Source organism: Marinobacter sp. M3C, assembly GCF_023311895.1.
GTDB lineage: Bacteria > Pseudomonadota > Gammaproteobacteria > Pseudomonadales > Oleiphilaceae > Marinobacter.
Map to the genome: position 1 here is coordinate 2,918,579 of NZ_CP092284.1, position 22,264 is coordinate 2,940,842.

18 protein-coding genes are annotated in these 22,264 nt (G+C 59.6%); 15 read left to right on the forward strand and 3 right to left on the reverse strand.

Annotated elements, in window-relative coordinates:
• The first annotated feature begins 27 nt into the window (after positions 1 to 27).
• The 3 genes from MIH18_RS13715 to MIH18_RS13725 are packed head-to-tail and all read left to right on the forward strand — an operon-like array spanning position 28 to position 4,181.
• Complete coding sequence (locus MIH18_RS13715; RefSeq protein ID WP_249012628.1) at positions 28 to 2,010, forward strand: (Fe-S)-binding protein; 1,983 nt, start codon at positions 28 to 30, stop codon at positions 2,008 to 2,010.
• Entirely contained in the window at positions 2,003 to 3,346 is a 1,344-nt protein-coding gene (locus MIH18_RS13720; protein WP_249007050.1) for an electron transfer flavoprotein subunit alpha/FixB family protein, read from the forward strand. The genes MIH18_RS13715 and MIH18_RS13720 overlap by 8 nt, the downstream gene beginning before the upstream one ends.
• A complete protein-coding gene (locus MIH18_RS13725) occupies positions 3,336 to 4,181 on the forward strand; it encodes an electron transfer flavoprotein subunit beta (protein ID WP_249007051.1) in 846 nt (281 codons plus the stop codon). Before MIH18_RS13720 ends, MIH18_RS13725 begins: the two co-directional genes overlap by 11 nt.
• Positions 4,182 to 4,186: 5 nt before the next feature.
• Here MIH18_RS13725 and MIH18_RS13730 read toward each other — a convergent pair whose 3' ends face one another.
• Positions 4,187 to 5,473 carry an aromatic ring-hydroxylating dioxygenase subunit alpha gene (locus MIH18_RS13730; protein WP_249007052.1) on the reverse strand — a complete coding sequence of 429 codons (1,287 nt, stop codon included), beginning with the start codon at positions 5,471 to 5,473 and terminating at the stop codon, positions 4,187 to 4,189.
• Between the two features lie 312 nt (positions 5,474 to 5,785).
• Here MIH18_RS13730 and MIH18_RS13735 point away from each other — a divergent pair, with 312 nt between their 5' ends.
• From MIH18_RS13735 to MIH18_RS13780, 10 genes are all read left to right on the forward strand, one after another.
• Complete coding sequence (locus tag MIH18_RS13735; RefSeq protein WP_249009075.1) at positions 5,786 to 6,880, forward strand: hybrid-cluster NAD(P)-dependent oxidoreductase; 1,095 nt, start codon at positions 5,786 to 5,788, stop codon at positions 6,878 to 6,880.
• A gap of 136 nt (positions 6,881 to 7,016) precedes the next feature.
• A complete protein-coding gene (gene glyA, locus MIH18_RS13740) occupies positions 7,017 to 8,321 on the forward strand; it encodes a serine hydroxymethyltransferase (protein ID WP_249012629.1) in 1,305 nt (434 codons plus the stop codon).
• A gap of 50 nt (positions 8,322 to 8,371) precedes the next feature.
• Positions 8,372 to 9,622 (forward strand): sarcosine oxidase subunit beta family protein, encoded by a 1,251-nt coding sequence (locus tag MIH18_RS13745; protein WP_249012630.1) that lies wholly within the window; start codon positions 8,372 to 8,374, stop codon positions 9,620 to 9,622.
• Between the two features lie 15 nt (positions 9,623 to 9,637).
• Positions 9,638 to 9,988, forward strand: coding sequence for a sarcosine oxidase subunit delta (locus MIH18_RS13750; RefSeq protein WP_249012631.1), 351 nt, complete (start codon positions 9,638 to 9,640; stop codon positions 9,986 to 9,988).
• Positions 9,985 to 13,002 carry a sarcosine oxidase subunit alpha family protein gene (locus MIH18_RS13755; protein WP_249012632.1) on the forward strand — a complete coding sequence of 1,006 codons (3,018 nt, stop codon included), beginning with the start codon at positions 9,985 to 9,987 and terminating at the stop codon, positions 13,000 to 13,002. Before MIH18_RS13750 ends, MIH18_RS13755 begins: the two co-directional genes overlap by 4 nt.
• Positions 12,995 to 13,651 carry a sarcosine oxidase subunit gamma family protein gene (gene soxG / locus MIH18_RS13760; RefSeq protein WP_249012633.1) on the forward strand — a complete coding sequence of 219 codons (657 nt, stop codon included), beginning with the start codon at positions 12,995 to 12,997 and terminating at the stop codon, positions 13,649 to 13,651. Before MIH18_RS13755 ends, soxG begins: the two co-directional genes overlap by 8 nt.
• Entirely contained in the window at positions 13,644 to 14,843 is a 1,200-nt protein-coding gene (gene fdhA / locus MIH18_RS13765) for a formaldehyde dehydrogenase, glutathione-independent (protein ID WP_249012634.1), read from the forward strand. The genes soxG and fdhA overlap by 8 nt, the downstream gene beginning before the upstream one ends.
• 126 nt (positions 14,844 to 14,969) lie before the next feature.
• A complete protein-coding gene (locus MIH18_RS13770) occupies positions 14,970 to 16,064 on the forward strand; it encodes a GlxA family transcriptional regulator (RefSeq protein ID WP_249012635.1) in 1,095 nt (364 codons plus the stop codon).
• 130 nt (positions 16,065 to 16,194) lie between these two features.
• Positions 16,195 to 17,574, forward strand: a complete 1,380-nt coding sequence (locus tag MIH18_RS13775; RefSeq protein ID WP_249012636.1) for an L-serine ammonia-lyase — start codon at positions 16,195 to 16,197, stop codon at positions 17,572 to 17,574.
• A gap of 77 nt (positions 17,575 to 17,651) precedes the next feature.
• On the forward strand, positions 17,652 to 18,518 hold the full coding sequence (locus MIH18_RS13780) for a formyltetrahydrofolate deformylase (protein WP_249012637.1): 867 nt from the start codon (positions 17,652 to 17,654) through the stop codon (positions 18,516 to 18,518).
• 24 nt (positions 18,519 to 18,542) lie between these two features.
• On the opposite strand, the gene MIH18_RS13785 is transcribed toward MIH18_RS13780, so the two are convergent.
• Positions 18,543 to 19,091, reverse strand: a complete 549-nt coding sequence (locus MIH18_RS13785; protein WP_249012638.1) for a hypothetical protein — start codon at positions 19,089 to 19,091, stop codon at positions 18,543 to 18,545.
• 79 nt (positions 19,092 to 19,170) lie between these two features.
• Here MIH18_RS13785 and queC point away from each other — a divergent pair, with 79 nt between their 5' ends.
• Complete coding sequence (gene queC, locus MIH18_RS13790) at positions 19,171 to 19,839, forward strand: 7-cyano-7-deazaguanine synthase QueC (RefSeq protein ID WP_249012639.1); 669 nt, start codon at positions 19,171 to 19,173, stop codon at positions 19,837 to 19,839.
• Positions 19,839 to 20,495: a 7-carboxy-7-deazaguanine synthase gene (gene queE, locus MIH18_RS13795; RefSeq protein ID WP_249012640.1), complete on the forward strand. Its 657-nt coding sequence runs from the start codon at positions 19,839 to 19,841 to the stop codon at positions 20,493 to 20,495. The genes queC and queE overlap by 1 nt, the downstream gene beginning before the upstream one ends.
• A 9-nt stretch (positions 20,496 to 20,504) precedes the next feature.
• Here the strand turns inward: queE and MIH18_RS13800 are convergent, their stop codons facing one another.
• A complete protein-coding gene (locus MIH18_RS13800) occupies positions 20,505 to 22,220 on the reverse strand; it encodes an ExeM/NucH family extracellular endonuclease (protein ID WP_249012641.1) in 1,716 nt (571 codons plus the stop codon).
• Positions 22,221 to 22,264: the final 44 nt, after the last annotated feature.

The window sequence follows — 22,264 nt, forward strand, 5'->3', positions numbered from 1 at the left end:
GCTCAAGTAGGCCACAGGAGAACCACCATGCTTGAAACTATCCTACCCATCCTGATATTCACGGCGCTGGTGCTGGCGATCATCGGGGCGGCTCGTCGGGTTATCCTGTGGCGACAGGGGCGTCCCTCGGATGTTGGCTTTTTCAATGGGCTGGCGGCTGTGCCCCGGCGCTATCTTGTCGACCTCCACCACGTGGTGGAGCGCGACAAGTACATTTCCCGCACCCACGTGGCGACGGCCGGGGGGTTTGCCCTTGCGGCGCCGATCGCGATTGCGGTGCACGGCCTGGGCCTGAGCAGCGCCTGGCTGACATGGCCCTTGCTGGCGGCCACGCTATGCATGTTTGGTGGCAGCCTGTTAGTGGCCTTGCGTCGACGCAATCCGCCCGCCCGGCTGTCGAAAGGGCCCTGGATGCGTCTGCCCAAAAGCCTGGTTGCGTTCTCGCTGGGGGTTTTCGTTGTTACTCTGCCCGCAGCGGGGGTGGTGCCCGCTGCCATCGGTGGCTGGGTACTGGCCGTGCTTCTCGCGGCTGTGGTGGCCTGGGGCCTGGCTGAAATGTTTTTGGGTATGACCTGGGGTGGGCCGATGAAACACGCCTTCGCCGGCGTGCTGCATCTGGCTTTCCATCGCCGGCCGGAACGCTTCGGAGGCGGTCATTCCACCGGCCTGAAAGCGCTTGATCTCGCTGACCCGCAGGCGCCGCTGGGCGCAGGAAAACCGGCGGATTTCACCTGGAACCAGCTACTGGGGTTCGATGCTTGCGTGCAATGCGGGCGTTGCGAAGCAGTCTGCCCGGCGTTTGCTGCGGGCCAGCCCCTTAACCCGAAAAAACTGATACAGGACATGGTGGTCGGGCTGGCCGGGGGCAGCGATGCCGGCTATCACGGGTCTCCGCACCCCGGCAACCCGGTGGGCGAGCACCATGGCGCACTCGATGAGCCCATCATCGGTAGAGAAGGCAAGGCGTTGATCGACGCCGACACCCTGTGGTCCTGCACCACCTGCAGGGCCTGTGTCGAGGAATGTCCGATGATGATCGAGCATGTCGACGCCATCGTTGACATGCGCCGCCACATCACCCTGGAGTTGGGCACCACACCCAGACGTGGCGTCGAGGTTATCGAAAACCTGATTGCGACCGACAATCCCAGCGGCTTCGCCCCCGACTCGCGTATGCACTGGGCCGCGGATCTCAACCTGCCGCTAATGGCCGACGTGCGCGACGCGGCGGTCCTGCTATGGATTGGTGATGGCGCCTTCGACCAGCGTAACCAGAGAACACTGCGTGCGCTGGTCAGGATACTGCGCGCCGCCGACGTCGATTTCGCGGTGCTCGGCAATGACGAGCGCGATAGCGGTGATCTCGCTCGCCGCCTTGGCGACGAAGCAACCTTCCAGAGTCTTGCGAGGCGCAACATCGCAACGCTGTCACAGTATGGCTTCGGCTGTATTCTCACCTGCGATCCCCACAGCTTTCATGTGCTCAAGAACGAGTATTCCGAATTGGGCGGTGTTTATCAGGTTTATCATCACAGCACCTATATCGCCGAGCTGCTCGCCAAAGGACGCCTGGCGATTTCCCAGTGGAAAGGCGACAAGGTCACCTATCACGATCCCTGCTACCTGGGGCGCTACAACGGTGAGTACGAGGCGCCGCGCAACGTGCTCAAGGCGCTCGGCATGGAACTGGTGGAAATGCAACGCAGCGGCTTTCGCTCACGCTGCTGCGGCGGCGGCGGGGGCGCGGCGATCGTCGACGTTCCCGGTAAACGCCGGATTCCCGACATGCGCATGGATGACATCCGTGAAACCGGCGTGAGTGTGGTAGCCGTCGGTTGTCCGCAATGCACCGCCATGCTGGAGGGCGTGGTAGAACCGGGGCCGGAGGTTCGTGACATTGCTGAACTCGTGGCCGACTGCCTGGTGCCATCGGCGCAGAAAGATCAATCCGGCCGGAACGACAAGGCGGGCCAGCCGGTGCTAACCGTGGAGTTGCTCGCTGATGCGTGACGACACGGATTCTCTTCCGCGCCGCGACTCACGCAAGGAGCGGATCGCGCGCAACCGCCTGCACCCAGACCACGGCGCGGTGCTTGCGGAGATGCTTGGCACAAGCCGGATTGGACCATCGCTGTGGGCCGGCCCCAATGGGCTGGTGCGGCGCAACCCGCATCGAGTGGGATTTAGTGGGCCCAACGGCATCAAGCGAATCGACCGCAGCGGCGCCCAGACAGAGACGAGTCTAAACTCGCGAAATGAACGCCCGGCAGTGGCGGTCGACCCGCGTAAAACCGTTGAGATCGAGACTCCGGCTTTTCTGATTGCGGTGGTGCCTGATCTTCCCGGTGGGCGGCTATCGGCCCATGACCGGGACCTGCTCGGTTTGGCCCGGCAATTGGCCGATGCAGATCCGGCCATGCCCGGCGCTGTTTTGGCCATGGTCTTTGGCGCCATTCGGGAGGATGGCTTCGGAACTGCCGGTGTCGATCGACTACTGCACTCTTTAACACACTCTCTAACACACACTTTAATACACTCTGCCGATCAATCCCCCGGCCTGGGCGCATCCTCTAATACCCAGTGCAGCCCCGAAGAACGCCTGGCCGTGCTGGCTGACGTCGAGCGCGAGCTTTCGCCGCGGCACTGGCTTTTGCCAGACTCAGCGATAGGCGGCGCCGACCTGGGCCGCCGGTTGGCGGCGAGATTATCCGAACGCCCGGCAACACAGGTTTGGCAGATCAACCAGGACACGAAAGGCAAGCGCTGCAGCGGGCTAGGCGCTGCGGGCAGCACGGATATAAACCGACCGCTACCACGGTTGGTGTTGGCGCTGGCCGAATGCGCCGAACCCGTGGCCATGACCCGCCACGCGGCCCGGCCGATGACACTGCCGGCGCCATTGTCGCGGATACCGGGGCGCATCCAGGATCTCGGTGCCGTTGCCGTTAACCCCGCGACGGTCGCGTTGGGCGAAGCGGAGTTTATTCTGGCCGCCGGTCGTGGTGTGAGCGACTGGGCCGGATTTCACAACGCCGCGGCAATTATGGGGGCTACCGAAGGTGCCTCGCGCGTTGCGGTTGATGACGGTTTCATGGCGCGCGACCGCCAGGTCGGCGCCAGCGGCACATGGGTCACTGCACGGGTGTACTTCGCGGTGGGTATTTCCGGCGCAATCCAGCATCTGCAGGGTATACAAAGCTGCGACAAGGTTGTTTCGATCAACCTCGACCCGCACTGCGACATGGTCAAACGCGCCGACCTCGCCGTGATCGGCGACGCCGACGAAATTCTGGCGGCTCTGGTGGCGCTGCAGCAACGACTTCAGGAGAAGAAAGATGCCGCATAAGGTGCTCGCGAAAACGGCGCACGCCGACGGCCCCGGTATTGCCGTGCTGGTCTCGATAGGGCGCCATCCGCTGACCGGGCGCACGCGGCGCGCTGACCAGGATGCGCGCGCGTACGAGCTGGCATTCTCCATTGCCGGTGCCCGCACAGCGCTGGTGCACGCTGGACAAAACGATGCCGAAAGCGAGCCGGCGCTGCGCGGCTATCTCGGGATGGTCGGCGCGCCCGAGGCTGGCGAAAACACCGTGGAGCGATTGGCGCTGATAGAACAGGCAGCCGGCGCCGATGTGCTGCCGGCGCTGGCCGACGCGCTGCGTGAGCTGGCGCCAGAGCTGGTACTTTGCGGCATGCGCGCCGAAACCGGTGAAGGTTCGGGAATGCTTCCCTATCTGCTGGCCGAGTGGCTCGGCTGGCCCATTGTAAGTGGTGTGGCACAGGTAGAAAGCGTAAACGACGGCGTCGTGACGCTGCTGCAGGCTCTGCCGCGCGGCCAGCGACGCCGGCTCTCGGTGCGGCTTCCTGCGATCGTAACGGTCGATAGCGCAGCACCCGGCGCGCGTCCCTCGGCTTTCGGTCCGGCGCGCAGGGGCGTGCTTGCGGTGTCCGCCGCCGCGTCCATGCCTGACGAAGTGCGGGCCGGATGGCTTACCGCACCGGCGCGCAAGCGACCCAAACGGTTGAAGATCATCACCGCGTCGTCGGCGCGGGACCGCTTTAAAGCAGCAGCGGCGAAGACGCAGGGCGGCGGCGGTAAGGTGTTGACCGGCGTCAGTTCCGAGATCGGAGCTGACGCCATCCAGGCGCTGCTGAAGGAGGAAGGGGTGCTGCCGAGCTGACGCCCTTATTTCCCGACTACACGCAAATGATCCTGGCCGTAACCCAGGCTGCTGAGCATCTGTTCGCTATACCATTGCACGAAGTCGATGACGCCGTATTCGTAAGTCTCTGAATACGGGCCTGGCTGGTAGGCTCTGGAGTTGATACCAAGCTGATTTTCCTCCACCAGACGCCGATCTTGATTGTTGGTTGCGTCCCAGACCCGCCGCATGTGGGTCAGATCGTAGTCGACGCCTTCGACGGCATCCTTGTGTACCAGCCACTTGGTGGTGACCACTGTTTCCTGGGGTCCTAGCGGTAGCACGCGAAACACCACCGCGTGATCCCCCATGAAGTGATTCCAGGAATTGGGCAGATGAAGGATGCGCAGCGAACCCATGTCAGGATTCTGGATTCGGCCCATCAGTTTTTTGCAAGCAGGTTTACCGTCCATTGTCATGGCGACCGTACCCTCCAATAGGGGGGTTCTGGTAAGGCGGTTACGCTGACCGAAACGCTGTAGCTTCCAGGGTATATTCTGGGCACTCCATTCGGCCTGCTTGCGCGCGACCAGCGCCTTGTACTCGGGTGTGGCGCGGGGATCCTCGGTGTCATCGAACTCCTGCAGGCTATTTAGCAATTCGGGGTGCGCAGCACTGCAGTGATAGCACTCGCGGTTATTTTCGACCACCAGCTTCCAGTTGGCCTTTTCAACCAGCGTCGATTCGGCGGCGACTTTGACGTTGTCCATGTCATAGGGCTCAAGGTACTCCCCGAGCGTGGCGAGAAAGTCATCGACGGCGGGTGGATCTTCGGCCAGACAGATCAGAATAAAGCCGCCACCGGTTTTGACATACACGGGTTTTAATCCGTATTCGGACGGATCGAAGGCGTCGCCCATATTGCTGCCCGCGTACAGGAGGCGTCCATCGAGCTCGTAAGTCCATTGATGGTAGGGGCACACCAGCTTGGCAACTTTGCCCTGAGCCTTGCTGCACAGGCGCGAACCGCGATGGCGACAGACGTTGTAAAACCCCCGCACAGCGCCTGTATTGTCGCGCATCACGATCACGGAGTTACTGCCCACCTCGACCGTTATGTAGCTGCCTTTGGTTGGGATTTCGCACGTCATTCCGGCGAAAATCCATTCCTTCTCAAATATCTCTTCCATGTCGAGTCTGAACATTCTCGCGTCATTGTAGAGGGCTTGTGGCAAAGAGAAAGTCTGGCGCCTGCTCTGCAGCATCTCAGCCATCACACTGCGCGGGTCATTCATTGGGTCGTCAAAACCTGCGGTAAAATTATGGTCCATCGCTTTCTCTCCTCACGGTGTGAATGATTGTCTCAGATGCCATCTGACTTAGAGCTGAGTGTGGACCAGGTTCAGGAAGCAGAGTTGTCTATTCACGACATGCGCAGCGCTGGCGACGACATGCCGTGTCAGGGCCGTGATGGCAGTTCCAGATACGCCAGTGTCGTAAATAGGCAAGTCGCCCCAGGGACAGGCGGCCAGAATGGCTCTGCCGACCATGCTTCAGGTGGATCATGCATCAGTGATTATAGTGATAGCGATACTTGGCCCAGGTTGCCGTTGCCTGCAGACCGCTCAGACGAGAAAGAGTCTATGACTATGCAGTTTCTCAATCCCGTTAACACGCAGACTTGGAGCAATGGCCGCCACGTGGTGCGCTGCACCCAGGCGATCCAGGAAACCTGGGATGTGCGCACCTTTTGTTTCGTTGCGGAACAGCCGATCCTGTTCTATTTCAAGCCCGGCCAGTTCGTCACGTTGGAGCTGGAAATCGACGGCGAGCAAATCATGCGCTCCTACAGTATTTCCAGCTCCCCATCGGTGCCTTACAGCTTTTCGATTACGGTAAAGCGCATACCCGGCGGCAAGGTTTCCAACTGGCTCCACGATAACCTCGTTGAAGGTTTCGAGCTTGCGGTGCACGGACCGATTGGCGACTTCAATGCCATCGATTACCCCACCGAGAATATCCTGATGCTCTCCGGTGGTGTTGGCATAACGCCGGTCATGTCGATGGCCCGCTGGTTTTTCGATACCAATGCCAATGTTAACGCCTGCTTTATCCACAGTGCCCGCACCCCCCGGGACGTCATCTTCAGTCGCGAGCTCGACCACATGTGCTCGCGCATCGCCAGCTTCAATGTGCATGTCATCTGCGAGCGGCAGGAGCCCGGCCAACCCTGGGTCGGCTATAGGGGCTATTTGAACCAGCAGATGCTGGAGCTGATCGCGCCGGACTTCATGAATTTTGAGGTGTTTTGCTGCGGCCCGCCCCCTTACATGCGTGCGGTCAGACGGATCCTGGGCGAAGCGGGTTTCGACATGGCTCGTTACCACGAGGAGTCGTTCGGCTCGACACCGGCGGAGGTTGCGGAAGACGTTATCGAGCACGCCGAGGCCGCTGCCGAGGCACTCGACCAGGCTGATCTGGTCGGTGTTACCTTCGCCGACAGCGACAAGCACGTGCGCGTGCCACGGGGCGAGACTGTTCACGCCGCTGCGGCCAAGGTGGGCCTGCACATTCCGAAGGCTTGCGGCATGGGCTTGTGCGGCACCTGCCGGGTTGAGCTGAAAGCCGGCACGGTAGATATGCAGCACAACGGCGGCATTACTGAAGAAGACCAGGAGGCGGGCTTCATCCTTGCCTGTTGCAGTCGGCCATTGAGTGACGTTGTTGTGGGTTACTGAGAATGTCGCAAACAGGATTTGCACTGACGCTGTTAAGCACTTTTTTAGTCGGCCACAGGGCTACCATCGAAACACGGTTTAACGCCTGGCGCCTTCGCCACGCCCTGCACACCAGAAATTTTTGAGGAGATGCTACATGTTCACCCGTGAAGACCGGTTACAGGGGTTTGATGACGTTTTGATGGACGCCATCGATGCGGAGTCCGCACGTCAGGAAGCGCACATCGAGCTGATCGCTTCTGAAAATTACGCCAGCCCGCGGGTGATGCAGGCACAAGGTACTGTGCTGACCAATAAATACGCCGAGGGGTATCCGGGGCGGCGCTATTACGGCGGCTGCGAACATGTCGATACGGTGGAGAGTCTGGCAATCGGGCGCGCCTGCGAACTGTTCGGCGCCCGCTACGCCAACGTGCAGCCCCACTCGGGCGCGCAAGCCAATGCCGCCGTTTTCATGGCGCTGGTGAAACCTGGCGATACCATTCTAGGGATGAGCCTTGCCCATGGCGGCCACCTGACGCACGGCGCGGCGCCGAACTTTTCCGGTAAACACTATAACGCGGTGCAGTACGGGCTTGATCCGGTTACCAGCGAAATCGATTACGAGGAGGTCGAGCGGCTGGCCCACGAGCACAAACCGAAAATGATCATCGCCGGCTTTTCCGCCTATTCGCGGGTGGTCGACTGGGCGCGCTTTCGGTCGATCGCCGATTCGGTTAGCGCCTGGCTGATGGTCGATATGGCTCACGTCGCCGGTTTGGTGGCTGCGGGGCTTTATCCAAGCCCGATCACCCATGCCCATGTTGTGACCACAACGACCCACAAAACCCTGCGCGGTCCGCGTGGCGGGCTCATTCTCAGCGCGGTTGATGACGAAGCGCTGCACAAAAAGCTCAATGGCGCAGTCTTCCCCGGCCAGCAGGGCGGCCCGCTGATGCACGTCATCGCGGCTAAGGCGGCGGCCTTGAAGGAGGCGATGGGTGAAGACTTTGTTCAGTATCAGCGTCAGGTCATAAAAAATGCCCGCGCAATGGCCGCGGTATTTGTCGAGCGTGGCTTCGACGTGGTTTCAGGGGGCACCGACAATCACCTCTTTCTGGTCTCGCTGATTCAGCAGGGCATTACCGGAAAGGATGCCGATGCCCTGCTGGGTCGCAGCCATATCACGGTTAACAAGAACGCGGTGCCCAACGATCCCCAGAGCCCGTTCGTGACCTCCGGGCTCAGGATTGGCACACCGGCGGTAACAACCCGGGGTTTCGCCGAAGCCGAGTGTACGACACTTGCGGTGTGGATCTGTGATCTGCTCGACGCTCTGGCCAGCGGTGGCGATACCGCAGCCCTCGAGGCCGCGGTGCGAGAGAAGGTCGCAACGCTATGCCAGCGTTTTCCGGTGTATCAGGCGATCAGCGCGCGACGTCCCGCCGCCACCGCTGCTTGACGCCACACCGCCCGATTTCCCACAGAACAGTCTGACAAGGGTTGCTCGCTATGGAACGGTATTCGGTTTTTGGACTCATCAAACACGCCCTGAGTTATCACGAGAACTGGCAAAAAACTTGGCGTAGCCCCACGCCGAAGAAAGAATACGACGTGATCATCATCGGCGGCGGCGGTCACGGCCTCGCCACCGCCTACTACCTTGCCAAACGCTACGGCGTCACCAACGTGGCGGTTATCGAGAAGGGTTGGCTGGGCGGCGGCAATACCGCACGCAACACCACGATCGTGCGCTCAAACTACCTCTGGGACGAGTCGGCAGCGCTGTACGAGCACTCGATGAAGCTGTGGGAAGGGCTGTCGCAGGACCTGAACTACAACGTCATGTTCTCACAGCGCGGTGTGCTCAACCTTGGGCATACCCTGCAGGACATGCGCGACATTCAGCGCAGAGTCAATGCCAACCGTCTTAACGGCATCGATGGCGAAGTGCTCGATGCCCGCCAGGTCGCGGAGCGGGTTCCCATAATGGACTGCTCCGGCAGCACCCGTTACCCGGTGCTGGGCGCCTCGTGGCAGCCGCGGGCAGGCGTGGCCCGCCATGACGCCGTGGCCTGGGGCTATGCCCGCGGCGCGGACCGGCTCGGGGTCGACCTGATCCAGCAGACCGAAGTCACCGGGCTCAATATCCACAATGGCGAGATTATCGGTGTGCATACCAGTCGCGGCGATATCAATGCCAGAACAGTGGGCTGTGTGGTCGCCGGTAACTCGGGCGTGGTCGCTGGCATGGCCGGCATCAAGCTGCCCATCGAGTCGCACCCTCTGCAGGCATTCGTGTCAGAGCCGCTCAAGCCGATTCTCGACACGGTTGTCATGTCCAACCACGTGCACGGGTATATCAGCCAAACGGACAAGGGCGATCTGGTCATTGGCGCCGGCATTGACGGGTACAACGGTTATGGCCAACGCGGCAGTTACCCGACGATTGAACACACCATGCAGGCGATTATTGAACTGTTCCCGATCTTCTCACGGGTGCGCATGAACCGGCAGTGGGGCGGCATTGTCGACACCACGCCAGATGCCTGTCCGATCCTTTCTGCCACACCGGTTGAAGGGCTGTTTTTCAACTGCGGCTGGGGCACTGGTGGCTTCAAGGCCACCCCGGGTTCGGGCGATGTCTTCGCCTGGACTTTGGCGAACGGTCGGCCACATGCCCTGGCGGCGCCGTTTTCAATCGATCGCTTCTACACCGGCTCGCTGATTGACGAGCACGGCGCCGCAGGCGTCGCTCACTAAAGGAGAGCCCGGACCATGTTCTACATTCATTGCCCCTACTGCGCCGAGCGACGGTCTGAGGAAGAGTTTCACTGCGTGGGCCAGGCCCATGTCCAGCGCCCGGAGAATCCGGAGGCGGCGTCAGACAGAGAATGGGGCGACTACCTGTTCTTCCGTGACAACCCCAGAGGACTGCATCAGGAAATGTGGGTACATGCGGCAGGCTGTCGCAAGTTCTTCAACGTTGCCCGCAACACCGTCAGCTACGAGATCCTCGAAACGTATCGCATGGGTGAACAAGCCAGCGTCACTGTCGGCCCGGCAGCGCACGGTCGTGAAGGGCAGGTTGAGCAAGTACACAAAAAAGTACAGGGGGTCCGTGCATGAATCAGGTCAATCGTCTGGCAAAGGGTGGGCGCATTGATCGTGGTCGTCCACTGACGTTTTCGTTCAACGGTCAGACCTGTCACGGCTACATCGGTGACACGCTGGCTTCCGCGTTGCTCGCCAATGGCGTAGACATCGTCAACCGCAGTTTCAAGTACTCGCGCCCGCGCGGCATTGTCGCCGCCGGCGCCGAAGAGCCCAATGCGATCATGCAATTAGGGGCTACGGAGGCGACGCAGGTCCCTAATGTGAGGGCGACCCAGCAGGCTCTGTTCGATGGCCTGTGTGCCAAAAGCACCAACCCTCACAGCCACTTGCTAAGCACCGTCGGGGAACTGTTCAGCCCGATGATCCCTCCCGGTTTCTACTACAAGACATTCATGGCGCCGGCGTCGATGTGGATGACCTATGAAAAGCTGATTCGCAAGGCGGCTGGTCTGGGGCGTAGCCCACGCGAAATAGACCCGGACCATTATGAACACAGCAAGCAACACTGCGACGTGCTGGTGATCGGCGCGGGTCCTGCTGGATTGGCCGCCGCCCTCGCGGCCGGCAGGAGTGGCGCGCGCGTTATTTTGTGCGATGAGCAGGAAGAGCTGGGCGGATCCCTGCTCTGTTCGCGGGAAATGCTTGACGGCAAAGAGGCCTCCGTATGGGTAGCCGCCGTGGTGGCCGAACTGGAAGGCATGGACAACGTTCTCCTGTTGCCGCGTACCACGGCCAACGGCTTGCACGACCATCAGTTCGTAACACTGTACGAACGCCGCACAGAACACCTTGGTGATCGCGCACCGGAGGTCAACGGCCACCGGCTGGCGCGCGCCTGCATGTATCACGTTCGTGCTGCGCAGATTGTTCTGGCTACAGGCGCTCACCAAAGGCCGCTGGTTTACGCGAAAAACGATGTGCCGGGCAACCTGCTGGCTGGCGCCGTATCCACCTACATTCGCAGATACGGCGTTGTACCGGGCAAACGCCTCGTTGTCTCGACCTGCCACGACGACGGCTACCGCGCCGCACTCGACTGGGCGGAAGCCGGCCATGAGGTTGTCGCCATCGTTGATGCCCGGGACCGTGCCGATGGCCACTGGAGTGAAATGGCGCGTGCGCAAGGGCTGAACATCATCATGGGCAGCGCTGTTATCGAGGCGAAAGGCAAAAACCGGGTGACCGGTGCGCGAATTGCCAGCATCGACGTCGCCCGCTTTCAGACGACGGGTGCGGTCAGAGAATTGAGTTGCGACACCATTGCCAGCTCTGGTGGCTACAGCCCAGTGGTGCACCTGTCCTCGCACACCAACTCGCGGCCGGTCTGGCGTGAAGACATTCTTGGTTTCGTGCCGGCAGAACTGCCTGGCTTGACGCCCGTCGGTGGTGCCTGCGGCGTGTACGCGCTCGGCGATGTGCTCAAGGGCGGCGCCGAAGCAGGTGCCGAGGCCGCAATTGGGTGTGGTGACACGTCGGCGGCAATCGACCTGCCCGACGTCGAACGCCTTGAGACCGGCGAAGCTCTGGGTCTGTATCAAGTACCTCATGAGAAGCCGACTTTGCGTGCGCCCAAGCAGTTCGTCGATCTGCAGAACGACGTGACCGCAGCGGCCATAGAGCTTGCTACCCGTGAAGGGTTCGAAGCCATCGAGCACGTCAAGCGCTACACCGCGCTGGGGTTCGGCACCGATCAGGGCAAACTGGGTAATATCAACGGCATGGCAATCGCCGCCCGCTGCCTCAATCAGACCATAGCTGACACCGGCACCACGATATTTCGCCCTAACTACACTCCGGTGAGCTTTGGTGCAATCGCCGGGCGCCATCGCCGCGACCTGTTCGACCCCGAGCGCTACACCGCATTGCACGAGTGGCACCTTGCGCGTGGCGCAAAGTTTGAAGATGTCGGCCAGTGGAAGCGGCCCTGGTACTTCCCCATTAATAATGAAGAGACGATGCACGATGCAGTCGTGCGCGAGTGTCGTGCCGTGCGCGAGAAGGTGGGTATGCTTGATGCTTCTACCCTGGGCAAGATCGATATTCAGGGCAAGGACGTTCGCGAGTTCCTTGGTCGGATCTACACCAACGGCTGGGAAAAACTTGCGGTCGGCAAGGCGCGCTACGGCCTGATGTGTAAGGACGACGGTATGGTGATGGATGACGGGGTAACCACCTGCCTTGCCGACAACCACTTTTTGATGACTACAACCACTGGAGGCGCTGCTCGGGTTCTGGAGTGGCTTGAGCTGTGGCATCAGACCGAGTGGCCCGAACTCGATGTCAGCTTCACCTCGGTTACCGATCACTGGGCAACCATGGTCATCACCGGGCCAGAAGCACGCCGCCTGCTTGAAGAAGTTACTGACATTGACCTTGATCGCGACAGCTTCAAGTTCATGGACTGGCGCGAGGGTACGGTGGCCGGCGTACCGGCACGGGTGTATCGGATCTCCTTCACCGGAGAGCTCAGTTATGAGGTCAACGTGCAGGCCCACTATGCCATGCATGTCTGCAAGACCCTGTTTCAGCATGGCGACAAGTACGGCCTGACGCCGTACGGCACCGAAACCATGCACGTGCTGCGGGCCGAAAAGGGGTTCATTATCGTTGGCCAGGAAACCGATGGTTCGGTAACGCCCGAGGATCTTGGGATGCAGTGGTGCGTTGGCTACAACAAGCCGTTTTCCTGGATCGGCAAGCGCTCGCTCACACGGCCGGATACCTGTCGCGAGGATCGCAAACAAATGGTCGGGCTCAAACCCGTGGATGGGACGGTCGTGCTTCAGGAAGGAGCGCAGATCGTTTTCGATCCGCAGCAGCCAATACCCATGACCATGGTCGGACATGTGACATCGAGCTACTACAGCCCGACGCTGAGCCATGGTTTCGCGCTGGCGTTAGTCAAGGGCGGCCAGAAGCGCATCGGCGAGCGGGTCTATTGTCCGATGGCCGGTGGTGTTACCCACGCCGCAGAAATCGTCAGTCCGATCTTCTATGACCCCAAGGGGGAGCGCCAGAATGTCTAAGGTCGCCATTTTTGAACAACGTGCGCCGGACACGATCGCGGCCGAATCGCCGCTGCATTATTCGCTTCACCGACATGCTGTCTCTGCTCATAAAGAAGGGGCTAGCGTAGTCATGGCTGAACGTGCCTTTCTGGGCCACCTGATTGTGCGGGGCACTGCGGACGTGTTGCGTGCGGCGGTAAAAGAAGTGGTCGGTATTGCCTTGCCCGAAACCGCCTGCGGCCTGAACGTTGACGGGGAAAAAAGCATCCAGTGGCTGTCACCGGACGAGTGGCTGGTGATTTTGCCGCCGGGTGAGGAATTTGCCACCGAGAAGGCGTTGCGCGTGGCGCTGGGGGAAGCCACCTATGCAATCGTTAACGTCAGCGGCGGTCAGACAGTGCTGGCACTGTCAGGACCCAGCGCGCACGAGGTGCTGATGAAGTCGACACCCTGTGACGTGCATCCGCACGCATTCCCCGTTGGCAGAGGAGTGTCGACGGTGTTTGCCAAGACCACAGTGCTACTTCGCCGTCCTGATGCCGAACACTGGGAGCTGGTGATCCGGCGCAGTTTCGCCGATTACCTGTATCGCTGGTTGCTGGACGCAGGCGAAGAGTATGGGATCACCACAAAACACGCTGAAAATGAGGATAATAACAATGAGTGACAATCGCGGTGTTGTTTATATAGGCCCGGGCAAAGTTGAAGTCCAGTCCATTCCGTTTCCGAAACTGGAGAACCCACAGGGCCGCAGGATCGGCCACGGCGTACTGCTCAAGGTGATCACGACCAACATCTGTGGTTCGGACCAGCATATGGTCCGCGGCCGCACGTCGGCGCTTGCAGGGCTGGTGCTGGGTCACGAGATTACCGGCGAAGTGATTGAGATCGGCTCTGATGTCGAGAATTTCAAGGTTGGCGATCTGGCGTCGGTGCCGTTCAACGTAGCTTGCGGGCGCTGCCGTACCTGCAAGGAGCAGGACACCGGCGTCTGCCTCACCGTCAACCCGTCGCGCGCTGGTGGCGCTTACGGTTACGTGGATATGGGAGGCTGGGTCGGTGGTCAGGCCGACTATGTGATGGTGCCCTATGCCGACTTCAATCTGCTGAAACTGCCGCACCGCGATCTTTCAATGGAAAAGATCCGTGACCTCACCTGTCTATCCGATATTCTGCCAACAGGCTATCACGGCGCGGTAACAGCAGGCGTCGGTCCAGGTAGTACGGTCTATATCGCCGGTGCAGGACCGGTCGGGCTCGCCGCTGCAGCTTCGTCGCGCTTGCTGGGCGCGGCGGTAGTCATCGTCGGCGACGTCAATCCGACCCGCCTGACCCATGCAAAATCTCAGGGGTTCGAGGTGGTTGACCTGTCGCAGGACGCTTCTCTGGGCGATCAGATCGCCGAACTGCTTGGCATACCCGAGGTGGATTGTGCGGTAGACGCCGTAGGGTTCGAGGCTCGCGGTCATGGGCATGAGGGCGCCCAGGAAGAGGCCCCGGCGATTGTGCTCAATTCGCTGATGGAGATTACCCGTGCTGCAGGCAAGCTGGGCATTCCCGGTCTGTATGTCACCGAGGATCCGGGCTCTGCGGATACAGCCGCCCAGAAGGGTAACCTGAGCCTGCGTTTTGGCCTTGGCTGGGCAAAGTCCCATAGCTTCCACACCGGCCAGACACCGGTGATGAAGTACAACCGCCAGTTGATGCAGGCCATCATGTGGGATCGTATCAAGATAGCGGATGTCGTCGGGGTCGAGGTTATCTCGCTGAACGATGCGCCGCTCGGTTACGGCGAGTTTGATGCGGGCGTGCCCAAAAAATTCGTCATCGATCCGCACAACACGCTTAAGCGGGCATAACCGAGAATACAGACATTAGCGATGTCAAATTGCTAGGATGCAACAAGGGGCCAGTTTAGCGCGCCACCCTGGGTGCGCCGCGACGGCTGGAAGCCCTGGTATTAACCAGCAGGGGGCAATTGTCTGATGACGAGCACTAATGAGCGCCAGGATAAAGACACGCTACATGCGGCTATTCCTGCCCAGGGGCAGATTCAGACGCTCGGTTTCCTCCTGCTGGACAACTTCACCCTTATTTCGATGGCGGCCGCCATCGAGCCGCTGCGAATGGCCAACCAGCTGGCCGGTCGTACACTTTATAACTGGGTGACCTTAAGCCTGGACGGAACACCCGTGCGAGCCAGCGACGGCGTGCTGGTCACGCCGGATACTGCAACGTCCGCAGCGCCGCCGATAGACACAGTCATCGTTTGTGGCGGCGTGGGCGTCGAGCGCAGCGCCTCCCGCGAACATCTCGCTTGGTTGAAGGCTCAGGCACGACTCTCGCGCAGGCTCGGCGCGGTTTGTACGGGCAGCTGGGCGCTGGCCAGGGCCGGACTGCTGGATGGCTACGAGGTCAGCGTGCATTGGGAATACATGGTCATGATGAAAGAGACTTTTCATCGCGTCACCCTGACCGATCGGCTTTTCTGCATTGACCGGGATCGGTCAACGGCGTCCGGTGGCACCGCGCCGCTGGATATGATGCTCAGTCTGATCGCCCGCGATCATTCCAGAGCGCTCTCTTGCGCTATCTCTGAAATGTTCATTTATGACCTGGTGCGTAACGAGCAAGACCTGCAGCGGGTGCCGCTGAAACACTGGTTTGGCAGTACCCAACCCAAACTACTGGAAATCGTTGCCCTGATGGAGGCCAATCTCGAAGAGCCCATTTGTCTGGATGAGCTTGCAGTCTTCGTGTTGATGTCGCGGCGCCAGCTCGAACGGCTGTTTCAAAAGCATCTGCTCTGCTCGCCCTCACGGTACTACATCAAACTGCGCCTGACCCGTGCACGCCAGCTGCTTAAGCAAAGCCCGCTGTCGATCGTCGAAGTCGCCTCCGCATGCGGCTTCGTCTCCACCTCGCATTTTTCCAGGTGTTACCGTGAGTATTTCGGTATTCCGCCACGCAGTGAGAGAATTAGCGGGGTGTCCTGCCCGTCCGGTGCACGGGCTGGAGGCGCGGCAACCGCCTTGATCGATGCCCAGGGCGAACCGACCTACGGTAGCGTCCAGACATAACCCTGACCGAAAATGACGCTTTTGGAAGCCAACCAGTCGTATCCAAGCGGCTCTGGGCCAAAACGGCAGCGTATGCTTCATTCTCGTCAGGGATCTGACATCAGGAAACCGCATTCACCCGAGGTGATCCATGTCCATCAGTGTCTTCGACCTGTTCAAAATTGGGATCGGACCCTCCAGCTCGCATACCGTCGGCCCCATGCGTGCCGCCTATGATTTTGTCCAGGCGCTTCGCCACCAGGGAATGCTGGAGCAGGTAAGGCGCATAGAGATTCACTTGTTTGGTTCGCTGTCGGCTACCGGCGTGGGCCACGGGACGGATCGTGCCGCCATTATGGGGCTAATGGGGGAGCAACCGCAGACCATTGATCCGGTCGTTATCGGCCCGACTATGGAGGCGCTTCAAGAGACCCAGACTCTGCTGCTCGATGCCCGGTTTCCGATTAATTTCAACGCAAACCGCGACATGCAATGGCATTCAGAGAATCTTTTGCATCATCCGAATGCGATGCGGGTGATCGCCCATACGCACAGCGACGAGCTTTATCGCAACACCTACTACTCAGTCGGCGGCGGCTTCGTGATTGATGAGGCCCAGGCCGCGCAGGGTGATTTCGACACCGACACGACGCCCCTGCCCTACGAGTTCAATACGGCGGCTGAACTGCTCGCCCTGTGCAAGACGCACGGCCTGAGTATTTCCGGGGTGATGCTGGAAAACGAAAAAGCGTGGCGCGACGAGGCCACTATTCGTGCCCAGCTGATAGGGCTCTGGGAGGCCATGCAGGCCTGCGTGCAAAACGGCTTGCGCAATGAGGGCATGATCCCCGGCGGACTATTCGTGAGGCGCCGGGCAGCGGCCTGGCATGCACGCTTGCTGGCCAAGAAAAACAACGGCAGCTTGATTGCCTCCACCTCATCCGCGATGGACTGGCTCAATCTCTTTGCCCTGGCTGTCAACGAAGAGAATGCCGCCGGCGGGCGGATGGTGACGGCGCCGACGAACGGCGCAGCTGGCATCATTCCGGCGGTGCTGCAGTACTACATGCAGTTTCAGCCTGATGCGAACGATCGCGATGTGGTCAATTATCTGCTCACCGCCGCCGCCGTCGGTATTCTTTGCAAGAAAAACGCTTCAATTTCAGGCGCAGAAGTGGGGTGTCAGGGCGAGGTCGGATCGGCCTGCGCGATGGCCGCCGCCGGGCTTGCAGAGATCCTCGGCGGAACCCCGGCGCAGGTTGAGAATGCGGCGGAAATCGGTCTGGAGCACAACCTTGGTTTGACCTGCGACCCCATCGGCGGTCTGGTCCAGGTGCCCTGCATCGAGCGCAATGCCATCGCCTCGGTCAAGGCGGTCAATGCAGCGCACATGGCGCTGGCGGGCGACGGTGAGCACATCGTTTCGCTTGACAAGGTTATTCGAACGATGCGCGATACCGGGCGCGACATGCATGACAAATACAAGGAAACCTCGCGCGGCGGCCTGGCGGTCAATATCGTCGAGTGCTGACGCTTTGCAATCCCATCCATCTAACCATCAACGAACGACACGGTATGCGTTCAGAACGCGCTGCCCGGGAGGACAAAATGCCCCTGAATGACGCGCGCTACATTTTAACCGCCACCGGGCCAAGCGCTCAGGGCCAGGTGGCCGGTATTACCGCCTTCATCAACAACCTGGATGGTTACGTCGAAGAGTTCAATCAGTTTGACGATGTGGAAGAGGAGAACTTCTTTGCGCGCGCCTGTTTTCGTATCAAGGCCGCAGCGAATCCCGGCTATGCTGCGCTGATTGAGGCGTTCACGAAGACCGCTACCCGGTTTTTCATGGAATGGAGTATCACCGACGCCGACCATCGGCCCAGAGTGCTGATATTTGGATCCCGACTGGACCATTGTGTGCGCGACATTCTCTACCGCTGGCGGTCCGGCGAGCTCAACATGGAAGTCATGGGCCTCATCTCGAATCACGAAAACCTGGCGCCCATAGCGGCGGAACACGGTATTCCCTACTTTTTCCTGCCGGTTACGGACGCGTCTCGCAGTCAGCAAGAAGCGCGGCTGATGGAAATAGTCCATGAAACCGAAAGCGAACTCCTGATTCTGGCCAGGTACATGCAGGTCCTGTCAGACTCGCTGTGCGAGCAATTAGTGGGGCGGGCCATCAATATCCACCACTCTTTCCTGCCCGGTTTCAAGGGCGCGCGGCCTTATCACCAGGCGTACAAAAGAGGGGTAAAGGTGATTGGCGCGACGGCCCATTATATTACGACGGACCTGGATGAAGGCCCGATCATCGATCAGATAGTAGAACGCGTCGACCACAGCCTCACGCCCGTCAAACTGGAATCCCTCGGGCGCAACTGTGAATGCGTTGCGCTGCACCGTGCGGTAAAGCTGCACATTGAGCGGCGCGTATTCCTTAACGGGATGCGGACGGTCATATTTGTATAGGAGGCTGACGCGGACGCGAAAACCTTAACGGTTAAGTCGTTGCCAGGTGTGCGATAAAATCAAGGCGTCGTTTTTGGCCCGGTGCACCGGTAAACCCAGTTCGCTGATGACGTGTTGGCGGGCATCAGGCCATAGCTTAACCTGCCGGCTGTTGAGTAGCACCGACACCGATTCCAGCTGAAATTCCGGTTCTATGGCGGCCGCGCGAAATAACCGATGCAGCCAGAAGCTGTCGAAAGTGAAGGCATCACAGAACACCTGTTCCGGCAGCAGGCGATTTAGGGCACGCGCTACGGTTGCCACATCTTCGCCGCTCTGGGTCAGTTCATCGCGTTCAATGCCGTGAATCTGCTCTGCGCTTTCTGACCAGTCCAGCCAGGTCTCACAGGGCTTTATTAGCCAGCTATGCAGGTATTTACCATTCAGGCACAGGCCAGCCTCAATAGGATAGCTTGCGATAAGATCTAGACTGGATGCTTCGAAATCGATAAAGGCTGGAATCTGGTTACTTATAACGTCACCTGTTATAGCTGGAATGCATTTGTAAATGAGTTTACCTTGCCGCCAGTGCATGTGCGAACCCAACCTGCCGGCACGCTGTTACAATAAAGCCTATGAAAGCACATCGACCGCCCACCTAATGGACGCCTGAATGACTGACACCGTGGTTGTAATTTATTCCGGAGGCATGGATTCCTTCACCTTATTGCACAAGGCACGTGCTGACGGCTTGAATGTTCATGCCATATCTTTTAACTACGGCCAGCGCCATGTGCGCGAACTGGACTGTGCCCAAGAGGTTTGTCGACGGCTGGGCATACCGCACAAAATAATTGATATTCGCGCCATGAGCGACGTAATGGCAGGCTCTGCGTTAACGTCTGAAACCATTGACGTGCCTGAGGGGGATTACCAGGAAGGTTCTATGAAATCTACCGTGGTGCCCAATCGCAATATGATCTTGCTGGCACTGGCCACCGGCTATGCCGTCACTGTAGAAGCCAGCGCCGTATGGTTCGGCGCTCACGGCGGCGACCACGCGATTTATCCGGATTGCCGTCCTGAGTTTGTGGAAAAAATGGACGCAGTGTGTAAAGTTGCAAACTACCAGCCGGTCGCGGTGGAAGCTCCGTTCATGAACTTCACCAAAGGCGACATTCTGGCCCTCGGTTTGCAGTTGAACCTGGATTACAGCCACACCTGGACCTGTTACAACGGCCGTAGCAAAGCCTGTGGCCGTTGCAGTTCCTGTGTGGAACGCTTGCAGGCGTTTGCCGAGCATCAGCAACAGGACCCTGTTGCCTACGAGGCTCACCACTGATGTACCGGGTAAAAGAAGCGTTTTATACCCTGCAGGGTGAAGGTGCCCAAGCCGGTCGCGCAGCGGTTTTCTGCCGTTTCAGCAAATGCAATTTGTGGACGGGTCGGGAAAAAGACCGTGCCACCGCAGTGTGTGACTTTTGCGACACCGACTTTGTGGGTACCGACGGCCAGAATGGCGGTGTTTTTGCTACGCCTGAGGCTTTGGCAGCGCATGTTGCGGGGTTGTGGCCTGTAGCACCTGGCAAACCCTATGTGGTGTGCACGGGCGGCGAGCCGCTGCTGCAGCTAGACTCTTCATTGATTAGTGCCCTGCACCAGGCCGGATTTGAAATTGGCGTTGAAACCAATGGTACCCTGCCGGCACCTGCCGGCATCGACTGGCTCTGCGTGAGCCCGAAGGCCGATGCGCCAGTGGTCATTGAACGCTGCAACGAACTTAAGCTGGTGTACCCACAGCAAAAAGCCCTGCCCGAGCGCTTTTTGCACATACAGGCTGATCATTTCTTTTTGTCGCCCATGGCCTCGCCGTCGGTGCCGGAAACCAGCACGGATGTGATCAAGCAGAGTAATACGCGTAAAGCGACGGATTACTGTCTGGCGAATCCACGCTGGCGCCTGACGTTGCAAATGCACAAAATTATCGGTATTGATTGAGCGCGGGCTTTACAGCTTTATATCGGTAATCAATGGGTTGTGGTCAGAAGAGCGCCAAGACTGCGGGCTTGAATGGCTGCGGTAATCCGCCATTCGGGGCTGATCTGCGTTGATATTCCACACCCTTGCCGACAGCACCCGCGGCTTTAACGCCGTGGATGCCAAGGCGTGATCCAGTGACCCCCGAGCCCCTTTAAAACGATAGCTGTAGTGTTCACAGCGCGCCGGCGTGCACGGGTGGAAGTGCGCGACCATGCTGGTGTAGCCGGCGCGGGCCAGTTCGCTGATGGGCTGCTCTTTGCTGTAGCTGTTGAAATCGCCGGTGATCAGGGTGCCTGCCAAGGCGTTACTTTTGTCTAGCTGCCCCAGTTGATCCAGCTGCTTGTGCAGTGTTTTTGCCTGTTTTACTCTCACCGCGTTGTAGCAACCCTGGCCATCGCTCTGTTGTGCGTTTTCACCACGGGCGTTGCGGCAAGATTTTGATTTCAGATGCACGCTCACCAGTCTGAGCGGCAGGCCGCCGCTCTTCAGGGCAAAGCGTTGGGTTATCGCGGGGCGGCCGCCGTCGCCCGACAGATACTGCGCTGGCCCAAGCGCGTTTACCCGATCTTCGCGGTACAGCAAGCCGTTGCGGATGGCGTCTTTTTGCATGGCCGAGTTAACCGGCACTACAAAGCGCCAGTGTGGCCCAAGACTGGCGGCTAACTGGGCGATGGCGCTGTTGTTGCCATAGCCATCGTTTTCCAGTTCAGACAGCGCGAGCAAATCGGCACCAGCCTGATTCAGGCCCGAGCTTAAACGCTGCAGCTGGCGCTGGTACTGGGCCTGTGTTTCTGCCCCGCGGCTGGTTGGAAAACCTTGGCCGCGGCCATCACCGTTGAACAGGTTATTCAGATTCAGAGTCATAACCCGCAGATTCGAGCCGGTTGGCCTTGTCGGCGCCGGGTCAGGTAACGGAGGCGGTTTCAGGCTGGGTATCTGGTCAGGCTGTAAGCGCCAGGCGCCGTAGCGATAATCCAATACGCCAGTCAGGCCGCGAACCTGGGTGCCGGCGACCAGACTGGAAACAGCCGAACCCGGCTGAGCGGCGTTGTAGGCTGGCAGCCAGTTCAGTGAAGGCGGGTTGCGGCGGGCGTGGCCATCATCCAGTATCAGGGTGTTCAAGGAGGCCAGGTCTGCGTGGTGCAGGGCGGCTGCTCCCGGGGCCATGAACTCGGTGGATATCAAGGGGTCTTTGGCTGCCAACGATACGTCACCAAAGCGCGTTAGCTGATAGCTGTCGGTAATCTTGAGTGGGTCGTTAATGCGGACGCGCATGTTTTCCAGGCTTTCAGGCGTTCTTGTCCAAGGCAAAGACATTTCCACCGGGGCTGGCAGTGCGTGGGTGCCGCACACCTTTAAATCACTCACTGCAACCAGCTCTGTCAGCCCATAGTGTTCTTTGACTTTGCCGGTGACGCGCAGACGTTGGCCAGAACGGCCCCCTTTATGACGGGTATAAACAAATAGTGCGGAAGAGCGAGTAGAGGCAGCAGGCGTATTCGCCTGCTGCAGGTAAAACCCGGAAAAGCCGCCGGTCTGGCGTGAGTCTTGGGTTAATACGCCTTCAACGGTAACGGTTTGACCCACCAGCGCCGAGGTGTCTGTATTACCTTGAACCTCAGTAATGACTGTTGCAGATTGTCCACAGGTATTTGCTGCTGCCAGCGCTGGGAATACCAGCACTGAACAGCAGAATAGTCGGATAAAAATCGACTCAGGACGTGTGA

Bases quoted from the DNA above. Each gene is read 5' to 3' on its own strand.
- MIH18_RS13715 (WP_249012628.1), top strand. From the start codon at position 28: ATGCTTGAAACTATCCTACCCATCCTGATATTCACGGCGCTGGTGCTG.
- MIH18_RS13720 (WP_249007050.1), top strand. From the start codon at position 2,003: ATGCGTGACGACACGGATTCTCTTCCGCGCCGCGACTCACGCAAGGAG.
- MIH18_RS13725 (WP_249007051.1), top strand. From the start codon at position 3,336: ATGCCGCATAAGGTGCTCGCGAAAACGGCGCACGCCGACGGCCCCGGT.
- MIH18_RS13730 (WP_249007052.1), bottom strand. From the start codon at position 5,473: ATGGACCATAATTTTACCGCAGGTTTTGACGACCCAATGAATGACCCG.
- MIH18_RS13735 (WP_249009075.1), top strand. From the start codon at position 5,786: ATGACTATGCAGTTTCTCAATCCCGTTAACACGCAGACTTGGAGCAAT.
- glyA (WP_249012629.1), top strand. From the start codon at position 7,017: ATGTTCACCCGTGAAGACCGGTTACAGGGGTTTGATGACGTTTTGATG.
- MIH18_RS13745 (WP_249012630.1), top strand. From the start codon at position 8,372: ATGGAACGGTATTCGGTTTTTGGACTCATCAAACACGCCCTGAGTTAT.
- MIH18_RS13750 (WP_249012631.1), top strand. From the start codon at position 9,638: ATGTTCTACATTCATTGCCCCTACTGCGCCGAGCGACGGTCTGAGGAA.
- MIH18_RS13755 (WP_249012632.1), top strand. From the start codon at position 9,985: ATGAATCAGGTCAATCGTCTGGCAAAGGGTGGGCGCATTGATCGTGGT.
- soxG (WP_249012633.1), top strand. From the start codon at position 12,995: ATGTCTAAGGTCGCCATTTTTGAACAACGTGCGCCGGACACGATCGCG.
- fdhA (WP_249012634.1), top strand. From the start codon at position 13,644: ATGAGTGACAATCGCGGTGTTGTTTATATAGGCCCGGGCAAAGTTGAA.
- MIH18_RS13770 (WP_249012635.1), top strand. From the start codon at position 14,970: ATGACGAGCACTAATGAGCGCCAGGATAAAGACACGCTACATGCGGCT.
- MIH18_RS13775 (WP_249012636.1), top strand. From the start codon at position 16,195: ATGTCCATCAGTGTCTTCGACCTGTTCAAAATTGGGATCGGACCCTCC.
- MIH18_RS13780 (WP_249012637.1), top strand. From the start codon at position 17,652: ATGCCCCTGAATGACGCGCGCTACATTTTAACCGCCACCGGGCCAAGC.
- MIH18_RS13785 (WP_249012638.1), bottom strand. From the start codon at position 19,091: ATGCACTGGCGGCAAGGTAAACTCATTTACAAATGCATTCCAGCTATA.
- queC (WP_249012639.1), top strand. From the start codon at position 19,171: ATGACTGACACCGTGGTTGTAATTTATTCCGGAGGCATGGATTCCTTC.
- queE (WP_249012640.1), top strand. From the start codon at position 19,839: ATGTACCGGGTAAAAGAAGCGTTTTATACCCTGCAGGGTGAAGGTGCC.